Consider the following 20,495-nt stretch of genomic DNA (forward strand, 5'->3'; position numbering starts at 1 on the left):
ATGCGGGCCTGAACCTGATGGAGGCATCATAACGCAAGGACGCGCCGGAAACAGTGAGGCAAACGGAGAATTGCCGTGTCAAATCAAGGGGAAATAAATACACCCTCGATTGAACAAGAGGCTCTCTGGCCGCCATGGCGACTGGATATTAACTGGTCAGCACCCCGATTGCGGAGTAAAATGCGCGGTCCTTTGACCATGCCGATTTCAAAACCAGTCAAGAGAAGCAATGAGCAAGAAACTTCACATTAAAACCTGGGGTTGCCAGATGAACGAGTATGACTCGTCCAAGATGGCTGACCTGTTGGATGCCAGCAATGGCTACACGCTGACCGAAGAGCCCGAAGAGGCAGACGTCTTGCTGCTGAACACCTGTTCCATTCGCGAGAAGGCGCAGGAGAAGGTGTTCCACCAGCTGGGGCGCTGGAAGAAGCTCAAGGCAAGCAAGCCCGATCTGGTGATCGGTGTGGGTGGCTGCGTTGCCTCTCAGGAGGGCGACGCCATTCGCAGCCGCGCCCCCTACGTGGATATCGTGTTTGGTCCGCAAACCCTGCACCGCCTGCCGGTGATGATCAAACAGGTTCAGGAGGGCCGTGGCGCCCAGGTGGACGTCAGCTTCCCCGAAATCGAGAAGTTCGACCGCCTGCCCGAGCCGCGCGCCGAAGGGGCCACCGCCTTTGTCTCCATCATGGAAGGCTGCTCCAAGTACTGCTCCTTCTGCGTGGTGCCCTACACCCGTGGTGAGGAGGTGAGCCGGCCGATGGATGACGTGCTCTACGAAATCGCCCAGCTCGCCCAGCAAGGCGTGCGCGAAGTGAACCTGCTCGGCCAGAACGTCAACGCTTATCGCGGCGCCACCTTCGATGGCGGCATCTGCACCTTCGCCGAGCTGCTGCGCCTGGTGGCGGCCATCGACGGCATCGACCGCGTGCGCTACACCACCAGCCACCCCATCGAATTCACCGACGACATCATCGAGGTCTACAAGGACACTCCGGAAGTGGTCAGCTTCCTGCACCTGCCGGTGCAGAGCGGCTCTGATCGCATCCTGACCATGATGAAGCGCCCGCATACAGTGCTGGAGTACAAGTCCAAGATCCGCCGCCTGCGCGCCGCCCGTCCCGACATCACCATCAGTTCCGACTTCATCGTCGGCTTCCCGAACGAGACGGATGAGGATTTCGAGGCCACCATGAAGCTGATCGAGGATGTCGGTTTCGACATGAGCTTCAGCTTCATCTACAGCCCGCGTCCCGGCACCCCGGCCGCCGACATGCCCGACGATGTCGACATGGAGGTGAAAAAAGCCCGTCTGTCCCGCCTGCAGCACGCCATCAACAACCAGGCGATGCAGATTGGCCGCGCCATGCTGGGCACCACCCAGCGCATCCTGGTGGAGGGGCCCTCCAAGCTCAACCCCATGGAGCTGTGCGGTCGCACCGAGAACAACCGGGTGGTCAACTTCGAAGGCCCGCACACCCTGATCGGCGGCTTTGCCGACGTGGAGATCACCGAGGTGCTGCCCAACTCCTTGCGCGGCACCTTTATCCGCGGCGAGAGCGAGATGAACCTGCGCATCGCCACCGCCCCGAGCGAGATCCTGGCCCGTCGTCCCGACAACGTGCCGGACGAGCTGGGCGTTGCCGCCTTCACTCCCCATTAATCCCCTCCTCCCCCTGTGCCCGGGCGCAGGGGGAGCTCCTTGAGACGAGGATACCGTGAGCCGACACATCTCGACCCTGAATCTGCATCTGGAGCCCGCCGACAACCAGCGCCTCGCCAGCCTCTGCGGCCCCTTCGATGACAACCTCAAGCAGCTGGAGCGCCGCCTCGGCATCGAGATCAGCTATCGCGACAACCACTTCCAGCTGCTGGGCAAGCAGGCCCAGGTGGATGCCGCCGCCGTCATCATCAAGCATCTCTACGTCGAGACCCAGCCCCTCAAGGGGGGCAAGGTGACCGACATCACCCCCGACATGGTTCATCTGGCCATTTTGGAGTCGCGGGTGCTGGAGCAGGATGACGAGCCGGCACCGAGCATCCCCTATGGCAAGGAGGTGACGGTCAAGACCAAACGCGGCCTCATCAAGCCACGCAGCCCCAACCAGGCCCAGTACATCGCCAATATCGTGCGCCACGACATCTGCTTCGGCATTGGTCCGGCCGGTACCGGCAAGACCTATCTGGCGGTCGCGGCGGCGGTGGATGCCCTGGAGCGTCAGGAGATCCGTCGCATTCTGCTGACCCGTCCAGCGGTGGAAGCGGGTGAGAAGCTCGGCTTCCTGCCCGGCGATCTCTCCCAGAAGGTGGACCCCTACCTGCGCCCCCTCTACGACGCCCTGTTCGAGATGCTGGGTTTCGAGCGAGTGGAGAAGCTGATGGAGCGCAACATCATAGAGGTAGCGCCGCTCGCCTATATGCGCGGTCGCACCCTGAATGATGCCTTCATCATTCTGGATGAAGCCCAGAACACCACCACGGAACAGATGAAGATGTTCCTGACCCGCATTGGCTTCAACTCCAAGGCGGTGGTCACCGGCGACATCACCCAGATCGACCTGCCGCGCAACGCCAAGTCCGGCCTGCGCCATGCCCTGGAAGTGCTGCAGAATGTCGACGGTCTCTCCTTCAACTTCTTCCAGTCCACCGACGTGGTGCGCCACCCGGTAGTGGCCCGCATCGTGCAAGCCTACGAGGCATTCGATGCCGCTCAGGCAGCCGAGAAGAGCGCGGCAAACACCCGCAAGGAGAACGAACAATGAGCGTGACACTGGATCTGCAACTGGCCAGTGCCAGCACCGAGGGGCTGCCGAGCGAAGCCCAGCTGCAGGGCTGGCTCGACGGCACCATTCTCGGCTTTCAGACCGAGGCCGAGGTAACTGTACGCATCGTCGACGAGGCGGAGAGCAACGAGCTCAACCTCACCTATCGCGGCAAGGACAAGCCCACCAATGTGCTCTCCTTCCCGTTCGAGGCACCCCCTGGCCTCGAGCTGCCGCTGCTCGGCGATCTCGTCATCTGCCGCCAGGTAGTGGAGCGCGAGGCCAGCGAACAGGGCAAGCCGCTGGAGGCTCACTGGGCGCACATGGTTGTGCACGGCAGTCTGCATCTGCTAGGTTATGACCATATCGAGGATGAGGAAGCCGAAGAGATGGAGCAGCTCGAGCGCGACATCATGCAGGAACTCGGCTATGCCGACCCTTATCTGAACGACGAAGTGTAATGGCGAAAGGGGCGGGCCGGCAGCTTGAAACGGATGTTGGCCATCCTCATATAGCAAAGACAAAACATCAGTATCTTCAATGAGTAACCAAGAGAAAAAATGACCGACGATCACCCTAGTACCGGCTCGCCGAAGAAAACCTGGCTCGACAAACTCAGCCAACTCTTCCAGGGCGAGCCAAAAGACCGCAATGATTTGGTAGACGTGATAGCCGATGCCGAAGAGCGCGACCTCATCGATCAGGACACCAAGGACATGATCGAAGGGGTGCTGGAGATCGCCGATCTGCGCGTACGCGACATCATGATCCCCCGCTCCCAGATGGTGACCATCGAGAAATCCCAGCCGGTGGACGAGATCCTGCCGGTGATCATCGAATCTGGCCACTCCCGCTTCCCGGTGATCAACGAAGACAAGGATCACGTCGAGGGCATACTGCTCGCCAAGGATCTGCTGCCATTCGGTTTCGGCGGCGATCTGGCCAAGGAGCCGCTGCAGCTCGAAAACATTCTGCGCCCCACCGTGATCGTGCCCGAGAGCAAACGGGTCGACCGCCTGCTCAAGGAGTTTCGCGAAGAGCGCTATCACATGGCCATCGTGGTCGACGAGTTTGGTGGCGTCTCCGGTCTGGTGACCATTGAAGACATACTGGAGCTCATCGTCGGCGAGATCGACGACGAGTTTGACGATATCGAGGACGAGCCCGAAGAGATCCGTCGTCTCAGCAAGCGGGTCTTCTCCATCAGCGCCCTCACCGAGATCGAGGATTTCAACGACTTCTTCGGCACCAAGTTCAGCGATGAAGAGGTGGATACGGTGGGCGGTCTGGTGATGCACGCCTTCAGCCACCTGCCCAAGAAGGGCGAGGAGATCGAGCTGGATGGCTACCTGTTCAAGGTGATGCACGCCGACCGGCGCCGTTTGCAGCAACTGCAGGTGAAGATCCCGGAGAACCACGCGGTGGCTCAATCAGAGCCACAATAACGCCGCTTTGGATGATACCAACAACGCCCCGACCACGGGGCGTTGTGCTATCTGCAGGCTCGCGGTCACCCGCCTTACGGGGTAAGATACCGCCCATTCAACCCAGCAGCCCAAGACGAGCATCCATCACCCGTGAAAACATCACCCGTGACATCCAAAATCCTGTTAAGTATCAGTGCCCTGGCAGCCGGAGCCTGCGCCGTCTTCGCCTTCTCCCCCTTCAACTACTGGCCGCTGGTGATCCCCTCCCTGCTCGGCCTTTACGCCCTGCTGGACAAGGCAACCCCCAGGCAGGCGGCCTGGCGCGGCTTTGGCTACGCCATGGGGCTGTTTCTGCCGGGGCTGTGGTGGATCCACGTCAGCATGACGGAATTTGGCGGCATCATACTGCCGGTCGCCTTCGTGCTGCTGGCCCTGCTCTCCGCCTATCTGGCGCTCTATCCGGCGCTGGCCTGCTGGGTCTTCGCCCGCTTCTTTGGCGGCCGTCACTGGAGCCGCTGGCTGCTCGCCTTCCCGGCACTCTGGCTGGTAGCAGACTGGCTGCGCGGCTGGGTGATGACGGGCTTCCCCTGGCTCTGGTTCGGCTACACCCAGATCGACGGCCCGCTCAAGGGCTTCGCCCCCGTTCTGGGGGTACAGGGCATCACGCTCGCGCTGCTGCTCGCCAGCTCCGCCCTCTGGATGGTGTGGAAGTCCCGCTCTCCCTTCTGGCTGTTGCTGCCCGCCGCCCTGGTGGCCGGTGGTCACAGCCTGATGCAGATTGATTGGGTCACCCGGGGCGAGCCGGTCAAGGTAGCGCTGGTGCAGGGCAACATTGCCCAGTCCCTCAAGTGGGATCCGGAGGCGCTGGCCCCCACGGTGCGCACCTATCAGGATCTCAGTCGCGAGAATCAGGATGCCGACATCATCGTCTGGCCGGAGTCGGCGATCCCGGCCCTCGAGCAGCAGATGGGCCCCTATCTGGAGAATCTGGACAAGGCGATGAAGGTGAACGAGACCGGCCTGCTGGCGGGTATCATTCATTACGACCAGGAGCAGCAGCGCTTCTACAATACCGTGCTCGGCATGGGGGTACAGGATGCGGACGGCAAGGAGTCCTACTTCTACAACCACCCGAATCGCTACAACAAGTATCACCTGCTGCCCATCGGCGAATTCGTGCCGTTTGAAGATCTGCTGCGCCCCATCGCCCCCTTCTTCAACCTGCCCATGTCCTCCTTCAGTCCGGGCGATGCAATCCAACCCAACCTGATCGCCAAGGGGCTCAAGTTCGCGGCGGCCATCTGCTACGAGATCATCTTCCCGGAAGAGGTGCGCCGCAATGTCACGCCAGAGACCGACTTCCTGCTGACCGTCTCCAACGACGCCTGGTTTGGCACCAGTATCGGTCCCTGGCAGCACATGCAGATCGCCCGGATGCGTGCCCTCGAGCTGGCCCGACCGCTGCTGCGCGCCACCAACACCGGCATCACGGTCGTCACCGAGATCGACGGCAGCATCATCGGCCAGATCCCGCAGTTCGAGGCGGCGGTGCTGCGCAGCGAAGTGCGCCCCGCCCATGGCGAGACTCCCTACCTGCGCTTTGGCAACTGGCCCCTGTACGGCCTGACCGCCCTGCTGCTGGTGCTGGCACTGGCGCTGCGCCCCAAGGCTCACCCCTGGGCCGGCGAGCGCTGATCCCGCGTGAAGGAAGTACCATAGACAAGAGGCGCCATAAGGCGCCTCATTTTTTATCCAGACACGGCGGCCGCTGACCGTAATTCTGTCTTGTTATCCCTGATTGAAAGCCGGGTGGTAGCTCACCTCACCACGGGCACTGGTTGCACCAAACGACCTGGCCATAAAGTACTCGGGCGGCACACCGGGTAGCACCAACGCCGGGTTCTGCTCAAAGCTAAAGCGGCCGTAGAAGCCAGGATCCCCCAGCACTACACAACCGTCCGCACCTTGTTCCTCGAGAGCGGCCAGCCCTTCCGCCATCAGGTGTGACCCTATCCCCTTGCCGTGCAGATCGGGCAGTACCGAGATGGGACCAAGGCCAAACCAGTTCTTGCTACCATCCGTGATGGTCACCGGTGAGAAGCAGAGGTGACCAACCACCTGACCTGACTGCTCGGCCACCAGCGACAGGTTAAGCGCCTCCGCCTTGCGCAGAGCGCGAACGATCAGTTGCTCGTTATGATCGGTATGGGGCGCCTCAAGGAAAGCGGCGATGGTCACGGCTTCGATGGCATCATAGTCAGCATCCGTTTCGGGTCGAATAATTATGTTCATGTTGTTCTTTCTCTCTCGCTTGATGGGATGATCAGGCCACCTGCAGGCAACAGATCACATAGCCGTAGCTGCCCAGGTACTGGCGGTGGATGGCCACTTCCCGGCTCAGATCCTGCCAGGCTGGGCTATCCCCCAGCTCGGCGCGATGGCGAGCCAGATTGCGCTCGATGGGATCCAGATAGTTGTGCCAGGCCCTTTGCGGCAGCTGGGTGTGCCACAAGCAGCGATAACCCGCCTCCTGCACAGTCTTCAGCAGGCCAGCCAGGGTCTGCATGGCGGGATAATCCCGTTGCCAGAACACCAGCGCCTCCTCTGGCGGCGTGTCGGTCAGCCACACCAGCTCGCTCAGCACGATGCAGGCATCGGGGCCGGCAAGGTGCGCCCGCCAGGCTTTGAGCGCATTGGACACCCCTATGGTATAGGCGCTCCCCTCAGCCCAGATAAGATCGGCGGGGGCCAGATCCATCGGCAGTGCCGCCATGTTGGCGCACAGGGTAGTGACCTGCTCAAAGCCAGCCGCGCTGGCCGATCTGGCCAAGGCGGCCAGCGCCTCCTCGTCGAGGTCAATGGCCACGATGGCAGCATCCGTCACCTGGGCCAGAGCCAGGGTAGAGGCGCCCCGCCCGCAGCCCATGTCGAGGATCCGGCGCGGTTGAATAGGCAGCGCGGCGAATTGCTGCTGGGTGAAGGCGCGATCTCCCGGTCCCCAATAGCTCATGCCATCCAGCAACTGTTTAAAATCCCGGATGTAGCGATCATGCTCGTTCATGTCCTTGCTGAGCCATTGCAAGTGGTAGCGCTCCTTTTCACTGAATCCCTGCTTCATCACCCAGTCGAAGTAGGCCTCTGGCGCTTCACGCTGCAGTTGCAACTGCCAGGCCTTGAACTCGTCGCCGGAGTGAGTGCTCAAGCCAGCTAGGCCTGCCAGCAGATCCCGCGCTCTTTGCATCCACGCCAGCTCGCCGTCCAGCTCTCTGACCCGGGCTTGCAATACCTCCTGATCTATCTCCCCCGCCAGGCAAGCGAGGCACTGCTTGAGGCTGAGCCCCCCCGCCTGCAGCGCCTGCACCATCTGCAGACGCTGCAGATCGGATTCGTCGTAGTGGCGATAGCCGTTGGCGGCTCTCACTCCCGCAATCACCCCCAACTTCTCGTAGTAGAGCAGTGTGGAGCGGGCCACACCGCAGCGGCGGGCCAGTTCGGATATTTTCATAACAACGACTCGCAGTGGGGTCCGTAACCCGATGAAGGAAAGCTTAAACCGTGAAGCAATAGACGGGTCAACGGCAAAATTCGGGTTCACTCCATAAAAAAACGGCCACCCCAGAGTGACCGTTATCGGCAGCAAGAGAGACTCACGGGATCAGAGGCCGGCGGCCTCCAGATGCTCCACCAGCAGTTGCACGCTGCGATTACCTCGCCACTCGTTGACATCGAGCCGGTAGACCAGCCGCACCCGCTTGACCGAGGCATCGGGCCAGCGCTGCAAATCGACCCCGAAGGCGATGGCATCCACCGCATGGCCAGAGTCGGTCGTCAGCATCATCTTGAGGTGTTTCTCCCCCACCAACCTTTGTTGCACCAGTACGAACTCGCCGTCAAACAGCGGTTCGGGGAAGGCCTGACCCCAGGGGCCGGAGGCACGAATAAGCTCCGCCAGCTCGAGGTTGAGCTCGTCCGGCAAGAGCTCGCCATCGGTGAGCAGCACCCCGGTCAAGAGCTCAGGCGTCACCAGCTCGCTGATGACCGCTTCGAAAGCACGACCGAACGCCTCGATATTGGCCTTGGGCAGGGTCAGCCCCGCCGCCATGGCGTGGCCACCGAACTTGCCCATCAGCCCCGGGTGGCGGGTATCGAGCAGTTCCAACGCATCGCGCAGGTGCACGCCGGGGATGGAGCGCCCGGAACCCTTGAGCTCGGTCTCGCTGCTCTCGGCAAAGGCGATGACGGGGCGGTAGTACTTCTCCTTCACCTTGGAGGCCACCAACCCCACCACCCCCTGATGCCACTCGTCCCGATGCAATACGATCCCCGACGGTACTTCGCCATCGCGAAAACGGATCTGCTCCAGGGTGGCGAGGGCCTCCTGCTGCATCCCCTGCTCTATCTCCTTGCGCTCCTGGTTGAGGCTGTCCATCTCGGACGCCAGCTGGCGCGCCAGGTTGAGGTCGTCACACAACAGGCAGGCGACCCCGAGGGACATGTCATCGAGCCGGCCCACCGCGTTGAGGCGTGGCCCCAGCGCGAAGCCCAGATCGGCGGCGGTGAGGCGGCGGCCATCCCGACCCGACACGTCTACCAGCGCCTGAATGCCGGGGCGGCAGCGGCCGGCCCGGATCCGCTGCAGCCCCTGATGGACCAGGATGCGGTTGTTGCCATCGAGCGCCACCACGTCGGCGACGGTGCCGAGGGCTACCAGATCCAGATAGTCCGCCACATTGGGGGCCGGGATGCCGTGGCGCTCATACCAGCCCGCCTGCTTGAGGTGGGTGTTGAGGGCCGCCATCAGGTAGAAGGCCACCCCCACCCCGGCCAGCGACTTGGAGGGGAAGTCGCAGCCATGCTGGTTGGGGTTCACTATCGCATCGGCGTCAGGCAGCTCCTGGCCCGGCAAATGGTGATCGGTAACCAGTACCTGCATGCCGGCCGCCTTGGCCGCTGCCACCCCGGCGATGCTGGAGATGCCGTTGTCCACCGTGATGAGAAACTCGGCGCCGCGGACCACCGCCAGCTCGACGATCTCGGGGGTGAGGCCATAGCCAAATTCGAATCGGTTGGGCACCAGAAAGTCGATGTGGCGGCCCCCCATGGCGCGCAGGGCCAGCACGCACAGGGCCGAGCTGGTGGCGCCGTCGCAGTCGAAGTCACCGACGATAAGGATCCGCTTCTGTGCGGCCAGGGCATCCGCCAGCAGCGGCACCGCCTGCGCCATGCCAAACAGGCGCCGGGGTGGCAGCAGCTGATTGGCGCTGCGCTCGAGCAGGGCGGGATCTGCTACGCCACGGCTGGCGAAGATTTGCCGCAGCAGGGGATGAAGGGTGGCGGGCAGATGGGAATCATCAACTCGCGGACGACGACGGATTTGCAGGGGCATTGATGTGATCCAGTATCTTGAGCAGTTGTTCAGGGCTCTGGTAACCGCGCACCAGGTCGCCATTTGGCAGGACCCAGCTCGGCAGCGCCTTGATCCCGAGCCACTGGCTCAGGCCGATATAGTGGGAGAGGATCTCACTACAGCGCGCCACTGGCAAATGTTCACTGAATTGGGAGTGACGCCAGGCGCCAGCCTCGCACTGCTCCGGCGAGATCCGATCCTGCCCGCCGGCGGGCGACACGATCGGCAGCAGTTGCACCGTGACACCCAACTCCTGCAGGCGGGGCAGCTGATCCAGCGCCCGGCGACAATCGGTACAGGCGTCATCGGTAAAGAGGGTGATCCGGTGCGTCTCTTTCGTTGCCCGAAGCAGCATGGGAGGCTCACCTATCTGCGCCAGCGCCATGCTCCTTTGATGACGCAGGCCGGAGAGGGTCAGGTTTTTCATGTCGCGGGTCATGTCCAGCATGACCCCCTGCACCAGATAGTCTCCGTTGGCATCGCTATAGAGCACGCCCTGAGAGGTGCCCACCATGTAGAGCCCGGGGATCGGGGTGCGATCCACCAGATAGACGGGAACCCCCAACCGGCTGGAGACCGTCTCCTTCAGGGTTTGCGGGTTCACCCCGGCATAGGCAGCAAATGTGCATAGAAGCATTGCCATCGATATTAAATGCTTCACCATTTTACTCTTGCAGCATAAATGATTGAGTCCAACACACTAATATGGATGGCACCTGTTATTCAATCCGTTATTTGCTTGATTATTAATACTCCCTTGGCACCAAAAAATCCGCGTTCCCCGATTGCCAAGGAGATGCAACCTCAGCAAGCTAGAGAAGACGACAGGAACAACGCGGCGTGGCCTCCGTTTTCCTGATGCGGATCGCCTACGCGATCCACACTCTATCTTGTTTGGTTTCGGAGGAAATAATGAGTCTTATCCAGGAGTTCAAAGCCTTTGCATCCAGAGGCAATGTGATCGACATGGCGGTCGGTATCATCATAGGGGCCGCCTTTGGCAAGATCGTCTCCTCGTTCGTCGGCGACGTTATCATGCCCCCCATAGGTCTGATCCTGGGAGGGGTGGATTTCAGCGATCTGGTCATCACTCTCAAGGCGGCGGAAGGATCGGCCCCGGCCGTGGTCATCGCCTATGGCAAGTTTCTCCAGACCATCATCGACTTTCTGATTATCTCCTTCGCCATCTTCATGGGACTGAAAGCCATCAACACCCTCAAGCGCAAGCAGGAGGAAGCAGCAGCGGCGGCACCGGCCGGCCCGACCAAGGATCAGGAACTGCTCGCCGAAATCCGCGATCTGCTCAAGGCCCGGCAGGAGAAATAAGCACCCGCCCCTGTCGTGTGTACAAAAAACCGCCTTTCGGCGGTTTTTTTGCTGACACTGCGCCACAACACCGTAGACTACGGCACAATCCAGCCCGGGGCTAAACGCTCGCGGCTCTCGCGCAACATCATGACCGAATGAATGCAAAATCTACAGGAGTCATCGCCATGACATCCCCAACAGTGAAGACCAGACCGAAACATGGTTTCATTCTGCGCTATTTGCTGTTGCTCTCCCTGCCCCTGTTGCTGATGACAGCCAGCAGCTTCTACCTGTTTGTCATCAAACAACAGGATATCGTGCGCGATCGCATGGAGTTTTTCAGCAGCAGCACGGCCCAGCAGTGGGACAACGCGCTGAGTTCGGTCGAGGAGCAGCTCAACATTCTGGCGGCCGACCTTGCCAGCTACGAAGGCATACTCCCGCCGGAGATGAAGGCACGCCACAACCAAGTGTGGCGACAACTCAGCCGCTCGGGCAGCCTACTGAAGGGGCTCTACTATGTGCAGCGGGACAACTCCCTGGTTAACTTCAATCAGCTGGTAACCCCCTCGACTCAAACCATGGCCAGGCAGCAGTGGTATCGGGATGCCATCCAGACTCCGGGGGTGAACATCTGGAGTGCCCCCTATCTCGACAGCGTCCAGCACATTCCGGTGATCACCCTGTCGCGAGCAGTACTGAATCAGCAAGGCAAGGTGGTGGCCGTGGTCGGCATCGATGTCGATCTGGCGAAGGTTTCCGACCGGATCGGTCGCATATTGCAGGGCGGGAAACAGATGGCTTATCTGCTCTACGATCGCCAGCATCAGCTCATCATCGCCCACAGCAACCCGCTTCTGAATGCCACCCCGCTTGATAACGATTGGTTGCCCCAGATCAAGGGGAGAAATGGCACCCTGAAAACCCCGGATAGCGAGACTATCGCCTACTACACCCTGACCAACAATCCCAATTGGCAGGTCATTACCGTGTTCCCGTTCAGCAACTCCTTCGTTATCAAGGAGCTACTGCCCACCATGATGGTGGGGCTGATCCTCTCCCTGGCCATGTTCATACTGGTGGCCATCATCTTCCACCAACGCCTGGAAAATACCATCAGCATGCTGGTGCAGGTGGTGCGCTTACTGCGGGTCACCCCGCCCGGGGAACCCATCACCATCCCCAGCATCCCGGGTATCGAGGAGCTGGGGGACGAGATCTCCTTGATTTCCGACCAGATGCAGGCCGAGAGCGAGAAGGCCCAGCGCGATGTCCTCACCGGGCTCTACAACCGCCGCTACATGGACGGCCTGCTCGCCAGGCTGCACCAGGAGCACGTTCCCTATGTGCTTGCCATCATCGACATCGACAATTTCAAGCAGATCAACGATGAATATGGCCACCCCATCGGGGATGCCGTGTTGAGACGCACCGCCGCCATCGGCCGCCAACTGCTGGAAGAACAGGCAATCCTGTGCCGCTTTGGTGGCGAGGAGATGGTGGCCATCTTCGAGCAGGGAGAGCTGGCCCAGGCCCACCAGCTGATGGAGGCGTGGCGCCAGGCCATGGTGGATCAGGAGTGGCGCGAGCCCCCCCTCGAAGTGCGTTTCAGCGGCGGCCTTGCCGAGGCGCTGGATGCGCCGCCGGCCCAGGTGCTGGCGCAAGCGGATGCCGCCCTCTATCGCGCCAAGCAGGAGGGGAAAAACCGCCTCTATCTGGCCTAGGCGCGCGGGTGATGCTCGCCGTGCAGCGCCTTGAGCCGCTCATTGGCCACATGGGTGTAGATCTGGGTAGTGGAGAGATCGGCATGGCCCAGCAGCATCTGCACCACCCGCAGGTCGGCGCCATGATTGAGCAGATGGGTGGCGAAGGCGTGGCGCAGGGTATGGGGAGAGAGCTCCCCGTTGATGCCGGCGCGCAGGGCGTAGAGCTTGATACGGTGCCAGAAGGTCTGTCGGGTCATCATCTGGGCCCGTTTGGAGGGAAACACCACGTCCGAGCTGGTGCTGCCAAGCAGCAGACCGCGCCCTTCCCGGTAATAGCGCTCCAGCCAGTAGACAGCCTCTTCCCCCATGGGCACCAGCCGCTCCTTGTTGCCCTTGCCCACTACCCGCACCAGCCCCTGGCGCAGGCTGACATGCTCGGCTGTGAGCCCCACCAGCTCGGAGACCCGCAGCCCGGTGGCATAGAGCAGCTCCAGCATCGCCTTGTCTCTGAGCTCCAGCGGATCATCCAGCAGCGGGGCCTGCAGCAGGGCCTCCACCTCGGCTTCACTCAGATCGGCCGGCAGTTTCTTGGGCAGCTTGGGTCCCTCCAGTAGCACGGTGGGATCGTCGCTGCGCAATTTTTCCCGGTTCAGATACTGGTAAAAACGGCGCAGGGCCGACAGAAAGCGAGCCGTGCTGCTCGCCGCAAACTGGTTGTCGACCCGCCAGGCGAGGTAGTGCTGAATGTCATCCATGCCCGCCAGCAGCAGGGAACTGCCCTGCCCGTCGAGCCAGAGGGCGAATTTTTCCAAGTCGGTGCGATAGGAGCTGACCGTGTTGTCAGACAGCCCCCGTTCGAGCCAGAGGGCGTCGAGAAAAGGTTCGATCAGGGGATGGGAGTCAGGCTTGCTCATGGTGCGCCGCAGTCAGAAAAAAGATGGCCCATTGTAGCGCGCGGGCTCGCCCCCCGTGCAAGCCCGCTTGCCCGCCAGCCAATATCTGAGGGCAGTGAAGGGGCCCCGGCAATCTGCTAGACTGGCGCCCTCCCCTTAGGTTGCCAACATGGCGCAGCCCACAGCAGTCAAGAGAAGAGCGATGAAGATTGGTCTGTTTTACGGTTCCACCACCTGCTACACCGAGATGGCCGCCGAGAAGATCCGCGCCCTCATCGGCCCCGAGCTGGTCGACATCCACAACATCAAGGATGTGCCCCTGGTGCGCATGCAGGATTACGACATCCTGATCCTCGGCATCTCCACCTGGGACTTTGGCGAGCTGCAGGAGGACTGGGAGTCCCGCTGGGAAGATATCGCCGATCTGGAGCTGGAGGGGCGCATCGTGGCCCTGTTTGGCCTCGGCGATCAGCTCGGTTACGGCGAGTGGTATCAGGATGCCCTCGGCATGCTGCACGATCAGCTGGTGCCCAAGGGGGTCAAACTGGTGGGTTACTGGCCTAACGAGGGGTACGAGTTCGATGCCTCCAAGGCGCTGATCGACGATGGTCGCCACTTCGTCGGCCTGGCCCTCGACGATGCGAACCAGTACGATCAGACCGATTCCCGCATCGAGCAGTGGGTCGACCAGATCCTGGCCGAAATCCACGAACTCCTCTGATTGATGTCCGGCGGTCAGCCCGAGTGCTGACCACCTGGGCGCATATCTCGCGCCGATTTTCTCAATCGGTATCATCGTATGACGCTATAGCGACTTTTTTGTGCTGGTCTGTAACAATGAGTCTGACGCCCCATAACAAGCAAAGCAGGGCGCCGGAAGCAAACGGACAGATCAGAAAAGGAAATTCTATGACCTCATTCTCCCTGTTGGCCCCTGCCATCGCCCGCGACGTGCTCGATCACGCCCTGGCGCTGGGTGCCGACTTTGCCGAGCTGTTTGTGGAGCGCAAGCGCCGCAGCCAGCTCAGCCTGCTCTCCAGCCAGATAGAGAACATCAGCGGTGGCCTCGATTTCGGCATCGGCGTGCGCCTGTGCTACGGCCACAAGGTGCTCTACGGTTACACCAACCAGACCAGCCGTGACGAGCTGTTGCGCATCGTCACCCTGCTGGCGGCCAAGGACAGACGCGACCCCGTGGTGACCGCCACCGCCTTCGATTTCACCCGTCTCACCGACCGCCATCCGGTGGCCCTGCCCCTGTCGGCGGACAAGCTGCTGGAGCAGAAGATTGCCTATCTGCACACCATGGATGCTGCGGCCCGCGCCGAGAGCGACAAGGTGAGCCAGTTTTCCGGCAACGTGCTGGGCTGGGAACAGGAGGTGGAGATCTTCAACAGCGAAGGGTTGCAGGTCAGCGATCGCCGCCACTACAACCGCATCATGGCCCAGACCATCGCTCGGGAAGGGAGCGAGCAGAGCATGGGCTACGAGGCCCCCGGCGCCTTGATGGGCTGGGAACACGCCGAGCGCATCGATCCGCGCGAGCTGGCCCTCACCGCCACTCGTCAGGCCCTGGTGAAGCTGGGCGCCGCCCCCTGTCCGAGCGGTACCCTGCCGGTCATCATGGAGAGCGGCTTTGGCGGCGTCATCTTCCACGAGGCGTGCGGCCACCTGCTGGAGACCACCTCGGTGGCCAAGAAGGCCTCGGTGTTCCACGACAAGATGGGCCAGCTGATTGCCAATCCCGCAGTCAGTGCGGTGGACGAAGGCTTGCAGGGCAACGCCTGGGGATCCATCAACGTCGATGACGAAGGGATGGCGACCCAGCACACCCAGCTCATCAAGGATGGCGTGCTGACCGGTTTCCTGGTGGACAGGATGGGCGCCCTCAAGACAGGTTACGCCCGTACCGGCTCGGGGCGGCGCGAATCCTACAAATTCGCCCCCACCTCGCGCATGCGCAACACCTATATCGAGCCGGGCAACTACAGCCTGGACGAGATGCTGGCCACGGTAGAGCACGGCATCTATGCCAAAAAAATGGGTGGCGGCTCGGTGCAACCGGGTACCGGCGAGTTCAACTTCAACGTGCAGGAGGCCTACCTCATCGAGCACGGCAAGGTGACCAGACCGCTCAAGTCGGCGACCCTGATCGGCACCGGCCCTCAGGTGCTTAAAGAGATCTCCATGGTGGGCCGCAATCTGGCGCTGGCCGCCGGCATGTGCGGCTCCGTCTCCGGCTCTGTGCCCACCTCGGTCGGCCAGCCCGCCCTGAAAGTGGACAATATTCTGGTGGGGGGTAATGCCTGATGAATGACACCATTAAGCTCCTGAAAGTGGACCTTATGCTGATCGGGGGGAACGCCTGATGAGCACCATCGATATGAACCAACTGCTTGTCCGCCTGCTGGACAAGGTCGCCAGCCTCAATGCCGAGGCGGATATCATCGCCAATCAGGACAGGGCCTTCTCCCTCAAGGCCGACAAGGGGGAGCTTGGGGAATACAAGGTCACCAGCAGCCAGCAGATCGGCATTCGCCTGATCAAAGAGGGTCGGGTCGGCATCGCCTACTCCGAGTCCCTCGATGAGGCCGCGCTCGATGCCATGCTGCAGGATGCCTGTGACGCCAGCCGCTTTGCCAAGGTGGATGCGGATCAGACCATCTCGGTCGCCAACAGCCGGCTCACCACCGACTGCGCCGAGATCAATCAGCCCGATACCACGCCCGTGGAGGAGAAGATCGCCCTGGCCTTGCGCCTCGAATCGGACATGCTGGCCCTGCCGGATGTGACCGGCGCCCCCTACAACAGCTTCTTCGAAGGGGAGAGCCGTCTCTGGCTCGCCAACAGCTTGGGCACCTTCTGCGAGCACGGCGAATTTTCCGTCGGCTGCTACACCTCGGCCCTGGTCGAGCGGGATGGCCGACAATCCATGCACTCCCAGGGACAATATGGCCGTCGCTTCGACGAGCTGGACAGCCAGACCCTTGCCCAACAGATCCATACCGTGGCCGCGGGCTTGCTGCCGGGTGAGGCGGTCTCGAGCGGCCGCTACAGTGTCATCTTCAGCACCAACTGTTTCGCCAGCCTGTTTGGCTGCTTCCAGGCGGCGCTCTCGGGCAAGTGGGCCCAGCAGGGGATCAACCCCTGGCGAGACATGGTGGGGCAACCTGTTGCCTCCCGCTGGCTCACTCTGGAGAGCCGGGTCCATATGCCGGGTGGCATGAACATCAAGGCCTTCGACGGCGAGGGTGCCCCCACCTCGGATCTGCTGCTGATTGGCGAGGGGGCACTCAAGACCCTGCTGCACAACAGCGCCACCGCCCGCCACTTCGGCGTGGCGAGCAACGGCTCGGCGGCTCGCGGCGCCCGCAGTGCACTGGATGTGACCCCTCGTCACCTGGTGTTCGGTACCGGCCCTCATAGCGAGGCAGAGGTGCAGAGCGGCGACTATCTGGAGCTGGTCAAGCTGGACGGCCTGCACTCGGGGGCCGATGCGGTCAGCGGCGACTTCTCCTTTGGCGCGTCAGGGTTCCTCTGCCGAGACGGGGTGCGTATCCAGCCGGTGCGCGGCGTCACGGTGGCGGGCAACTTCTATCACCTGCTGGGAGAGCTTGAAGCAGTCGGCGATACCCTGCATCACAACGATGGCTATGGCTTCTATGCCCCGCTGATCCGCTTTGGCGGCCTCGCTGTCGCGGGCAAGTAACACCACCGAATAATCACAAAGAGGCGCCTGATGGCGCCTCTCTTCGTTGGATGTTCAAGAGATTGGCAATCAGGGCGAGAGGGGTTCGCGGTGATATTCGGTGCCGCCGCATTCGGGACAGGTATCCAGCTGCTCGGGACGAAGAACCTTATGGCGCCAGCCACACTGGTTGCACTCCATGACCCCCAGCCCGACCCACTCCCCCGCCTCGTACACGCCCTTATGCTCCAGCTCGTCTGCCAATTCGCGCCACTCCACCTGGGCCCGATCGGTCACGTCCGCCAGCCAGGACCAGGCGGTGTCTTTGAGCGCCAGCATGAAGGCGGACTCTTCCACCTGCTCATCCTTGCGCCCCTCGTCATAGTTGCCCAGATCCCGCTTCACATACTCGGCGATCAGCGCCAGCTCGTCCTGGGTCAGATCCCCGGCCGCCTCCAGATAGGCCTGTACCTTGGCGATCATCCGGTTGAGGCGCTCCCCCTGGAACTGTTCTGTCTCTTGCCACTGCTTCTGCAGTTCGGCAATGAAGGCTTCGTACCCTTTTTGACGTTTGTCCATGGCCGTTACTCCTCTACTGAACCCTGATCGAGCCCGGCTTAAGGCCCGAGGGACGCTGGCGGTTGTTGCCGCCGCAGGATATGGGTATTCTATTGCGATTTCCCAGCTGATTTATCTATCCATTTCACAGATCCGGATGTCACCAATGCAAGAGCAATACGTTCCCCAATCCATAGAACCAGCAGTGCAAAAGCACTGGGATGCCAAGAAAACCTTCAAGGCGGTGGAGAAAGTAGACAAGGAAAAGTTCTACTGCCTCTCCATGTTCCCCTATCCGTCTGGTCGTCTACACATGGGGCACGTTCGCAACTACACCATAGGTGATGTGATCTCCCGTTATCAACGCCTCAATGGCAAGAACGTGCTGCAACCCATCGGTTGGGACGCATTCGGCCTGCCGGCGGAAAACGCCGCAATCAAGAACAACACGGCGCCGGCCCCCTGGACCTACGAAAACATCGAATACATGAAGAACCAGCTGAAGATGCTGGGTCTGGGTTATGACTGGGATCGCGAGCTGGCCACCTGCAAGCCGGACTACTACCGCTGGGAGCAGTGGTTCTTCACCAAGCTCTACGAGAAGGGTCTGGTCTACAAGAAGACCTCCTCCGTCAACTGGTGCCCGAACGACATGACGGTGCTGGCCAACGAGCAGGTTGTCGACAACTGCTGCTGGCGCTGCGATACCCCGGTGGAGCAGAAAGAGATCCCCCAGTGGTTCATCAAGATCACCGACTACGCCGAAGAGCTGCTCAACGACATCGACAACCTGGAAGGTTGGCCTGAGATGGTCAAGACCATGCAGCGCAACTGGATTGGCCGCTCCGAAGGGGTCAACATCAGCTTCGCCATCGACGGTCAAACTGAGCATCTCGAGGTCTACACCACCCGTCCGGACACCTTCATGGGCGTGACCTATGTCGGCATCGCCGCCGGCCACCCGCTGGCGCTGCAGGCTGCCGAAAGCAATCCGGAGCTGGCCGCCTTTATCGAAGAGTGCAAGAACACCAAGGTGGCCGAAGCCGAGCTCGCCACCATGGAGAAGAAGGGCATGGCCACCGGCCTGTACGCCATTCATCCGCTGGATGGTCGCAAGGTCCCGGTCTGGGTCGCCAACTTTGTGCTGATGAACTACGGCACCGGCGCCGTGATGGCGGTACCGGGTCACGACCAGCGTGACTTCGAATTCGCCACCAAATACGGCCTCGATATCAAGGCGGTGATCAAGCCGGCCGATGGCGAAGTAGACGTGAGCGAGGCGGCCTACACCGAGAAAGGGGTGCTGTTCAACTCCGGCGAGTTCGACGGTCTCGACTTCCAGGCGGCCTTCGATGCCATCGCCACCAAGCTGGAGGCAATTGGCAAGGGCAAACGCACCGTCAACTACCGCCTGCGCGACTGGGGTGTCTCCCGTCAGCGCTACTGGGGCGCCCCCATCCCCATGCTGACCCTGGCTGACGGCACAGTTGTGCCGACGCCGGAAGACCAGCTGCCGGTACTGCTGCCGGAAGACGTAGTGATGGACGGCATCCAGAGCCCGATCAAGGCCGATGCCGAGTGGGCCAAGACCACTTACAACGGTCAGGAAGCGTTCCGCGAGACAGATACCTTCGACACCTTTATGGAGTCCTCCTGGTACTACGCCCGCTACTGCTCCCCGGACTACGACAAGGGCATGCTGGATCCCGCGGCCGCCAACCACTGGCTGCCGGTGGATCAGTACATTGGCGGCATCGAGCACGCCTGTATGCACCTGCTCTACGCCCGCTTCTTCCACAAGCTGCTGCGTGACGCGGGCCTGGTGAACAGCGACGAGCCGTTCAAGCGCCTGCTCTGCCAGGGCATGGTGCTGGCCGACGCCTTCTACTACAAGGACGAAAAGGGTGGCAACGTCTGGGTCAGCCCGACCGACGTCAAGGTGGAGCGTGACGAGAAAGGCCGCATCATCAAGGCGGTGGACCTTGAGGGCCGCGAAGTCATCCACTCCGGCATGACCAAGATGTCCAAGTCCAAGAACAACGGCATCGACCCGCAGCTGATGGTGGAGCGTTACGGCGCCGACACCGTCCGCCTGTTCATGATGTTCGCCTCCCCGGCCGAGATGACCCTGGAGTGGTCCGACTCCGGCGTGGAAGGTGCCCAGCGCTTCCTGCGTCGCCTGTGGCGCATCACCTTCGAACACGTTGCCGGTGGCGCCGTGCCGGCGCTGGATGTGGCGGCCCTCTCCAGCGAGCAGAAGGCGATTCGTCGCGAGCTGCACAAGACCATCGCCAAGGTGAGCGATGACGTGGGTCGTCGCCAGACCTTCAACACCGCCATCGCCGCCATCATGGAGCTGATGAACAACCTGGCCAAACTGGGCTCCGAGCCTCAGGATCGCGCCCTGATGCAGGAAGCGATGGAAGCGGTCGTGGTCATGCTCTACCCCATCACTCCGCACATCGGCTTCGAGCTGTGGAAGATGCTGGGCAAGGGCGATGACATCGACCACGCCACCTGGCCGGTCGCCGACGAGGCCGCCATGGTCGAGACCGAGAAGCTGGTGGTGGTGCAGATCAACGGCAAGATGCGCGGCAAACTGACCGTGCCGGCCGAAATCAGCCAGGCCGACGTCGAGAAGCTGGCCATGGCCGACGCCTCGGTACAGAAGTTCACCGACGGCCTGACCGTGCGCAAGGTGATCTATGTGCCGGGCAAGCTGCTCAACATCGTTGCCAACTGATCG

General features: G+C 61.6%; 17 protein-coding genes. 11 read left to right on the forward strand and 6 right to left on the reverse strand.

Annotation, left to right across the window (positions count from 1 at the left end):
• Window positions 1-229: 229 nt before the first annotated feature.
• The 5 genes from miaB to lnt all read left to right on the forward strand — a co-directional run bounded on the left by miaB (window position 230) and on the right by lnt (window position 5,884).
• Window positions 230-1,663: a tRNA (N6-isopentenyl adenosine(37)-C2)-methylthiotransferase MiaB gene (gene miaB / locus ACB034_RS13635; protein WP_042025709.1), complete on the forward strand. Its 1,434-nt coding sequence runs from the start codon at window positions 230-232 to the stop codon at window positions 1,661-1,663.
• Between the two features lie 55 nt (window positions 1,664-1,718).
• Window positions 1,719-2,762, forward strand: a complete 1,044-nt coding sequence (locus ACB034_RS13640) for a PhoH family protein (protein ID WP_124238616.1) — start codon at window positions 1,719-1,721, stop codon at window positions 2,760-2,762.
• Window positions 2,759-3,223 carry an rRNA maturation RNase YbeY gene (gene ybeY, locus ACB034_RS13645; protein WP_201940427.1) on the forward strand — a complete coding sequence of 155 codons (465 nt, stop codon included), beginning with the start codon at window positions 2,759-2,761 and terminating at the stop codon, window positions 3,221-3,223. Before ACB034_RS13640 ends, ybeY begins: the two co-directional genes overlap by 4 nt.
• Window positions 3,224-3,322: 99 nt before the next feature.
• Window positions 3,323-4,207, forward strand: coding sequence for a CNNM family magnesium/cobalt transport protein CorC (corC, locus tag ACB034_RS13650; RefSeq protein ID WP_026455931.1), 885 nt, complete (start codon window positions 3,323-3,325; stop codon window positions 4,205-4,207).
• A 132-nt stretch (window positions 4,208-4,339) separates the two neighbouring features.
• Window positions 4,340-5,884 carry an apolipoprotein N-acyltransferase gene (lnt, locus tag ACB034_RS13655; protein ID WP_371173039.1) on the forward strand — a complete coding sequence of 515 codons (1,545 nt, stop codon included), beginning with the start codon at window positions 4,340-4,342 and terminating at the stop codon, window positions 5,882-5,884.
• Between the two features lie 93 nt (window positions 5,885-5,977).
• Here lnt and ACB034_RS13660 read toward each other — a convergent pair whose 3' ends face one another.
• The 4 genes from ACB034_RS13660 to ACB034_RS13675 all read right to left on the reverse strand — a co-directional run bounded on the left by ACB034_RS13660 (window position 5,978) and on the right by ACB034_RS13675 (window position 10,233).
• Window positions 5,978-6,481, reverse strand: coding sequence for a GNAT family N-acetyltransferase (locus ACB034_RS13660; protein ID WP_371173040.1), 504 nt, complete (start codon window positions 6,479-6,481; stop codon window positions 5,978-5,980).
• 31 nt (window positions 6,482-6,512) lie between these two features.
• Window positions 6,513-7,694, reverse strand: coding sequence for a MerR family transcriptional regulator (locus ACB034_RS13665; RefSeq protein ID WP_371173041.1), 1,182 nt, complete (start codon window positions 7,692-7,694; stop codon window positions 6,513-6,515).
• Between the two features lie 150 nt (window positions 7,695-7,844).
• Window positions 7,845-9,575 (reverse strand): single-stranded-DNA-specific exonuclease RecJ, encoded by a 1,731-nt coding sequence (gene recJ / locus ACB034_RS13670; RefSeq protein WP_371173042.1) that lies wholly within the window; start codon window positions 9,573-9,575, stop codon window positions 7,845-7,847.
• Window positions 9,541-10,233: a disulfide isomerase DsbC N-terminal domain-containing protein gene (locus ACB034_RS13675; RefSeq protein WP_371173043.1), complete on the reverse strand. Its 693-nt coding sequence runs from the start codon at window positions 10,231-10,233 to the stop codon at window positions 9,541-9,543. Before ACB034_RS13675 ends, recJ begins: the two co-directional genes overlap by 35 nt.
• Window positions 10,234-10,508: 275 nt before the next feature.
• Between ACB034_RS13675 and mscL the strand changes: the two genes are divergently transcribed.
• On the forward strand, window positions 10,509-10,922 hold the full coding sequence (mscL, locus tag ACB034_RS13680; RefSeq protein ID WP_371173044.1) for a large-conductance mechanosensitive channel protein MscL: 414 nt from the start codon (window positions 10,509-10,511) through the stop codon (window positions 10,920-10,922).
• Between the two features lie 167 nt (window positions 10,923-11,089).
• A complete protein-coding gene (locus tag ACB034_RS13685; RefSeq protein WP_371173045.1) occupies window positions 11,090-12,628 on the forward strand; it encodes a diguanylate cyclase in 1,539 nt (512 codons plus the stop codon).
• Here ACB034_RS13685 and xerD read toward each other — a convergent pair.
• Window positions 12,625-13,524 (reverse strand): site-specific tyrosine recombinase XerD, encoded by a 900-nt coding sequence (gene xerD / locus ACB034_RS13690; protein ID WP_371173046.1) that lies wholly within the window; start codon window positions 13,522-13,524, stop codon window positions 12,625-12,627. The two genes, ACB034_RS13685 and xerD, sit on opposite strands and share 4 nt — an antisense overlap.
• 181 nt (window positions 13,525-13,705) lie before the next feature.
• On the opposite strand from xerD, the gene fldB reads away from it, so the two are divergent.
• The 3 genes from fldB to ACB034_RS13705 all read left to right on the forward strand — a co-directional run bounded on the left by fldB (window position 13,706) and on the right by ACB034_RS13705 (window position 17,212).
• Window positions 13,706-14,224, forward strand: coding sequence for a flavodoxin FldB (gene fldB, locus ACB034_RS13695; protein ID WP_042025718.1), 519 nt, complete (start codon window positions 13,706-13,708; stop codon window positions 14,222-14,224).
• A 188-nt stretch (window positions 14,225-14,412) separates the two neighbouring features.
• A complete protein-coding gene (locus tag ACB034_RS13700; protein WP_061475622.1) occupies window positions 14,413-15,813 on the forward strand; it encodes a TldD/PmbA family protein in 1,401 nt (466 codons plus the stop codon).
• A gap of 58 nt (window positions 15,814-15,871) precedes the next feature.
• Window positions 15,872-17,212 carry a TldD/PmbA family protein gene (locus tag ACB034_RS13705; protein WP_371173047.1) on the forward strand — a complete coding sequence of 447 codons (1,341 nt, stop codon included), beginning with the start codon at window positions 15,872-15,874 and terminating at the stop codon, window positions 17,210-17,212.
• A 69-nt stretch (window positions 17,213-17,281) separates the two neighbouring features.
• Here ACB034_RS13705 and ACB034_RS13710 read toward each other — a convergent pair whose 3' ends face one another.
• Window positions 17,282-17,770, reverse strand: a complete 489-nt coding sequence (locus ACB034_RS13710; protein ID WP_371173048.1) for a zinc ribbon-containing protein — start codon at window positions 17,768-17,770, stop codon at window positions 17,282-17,284.
• Between the two features lie 145 nt (window positions 17,771-17,915).
• On the opposite strand from ACB034_RS13710, the gene leuS reads away from it, so the two are divergent.
• Entirely contained in the window at window positions 17,916-20,492 is a 2,577-nt protein-coding gene (gene leuS, locus ACB034_RS13715; RefSeq protein WP_371173049.1) for a leucine--tRNA ligase, read from the forward strand.
• Window positions 20,493-20,495 lie beyond the last annotated feature (3 nt).

It is taken from the genome of Aeromonas sp. S18(2024), from assembly GCF_041402525.1.
Classification (GTDB): Bacteria; Pseudomonadota; Gammaproteobacteria; order Enterobacterales; family Aeromonadaceae; genus Aeromonas; species Aeromonas enteropelogenes.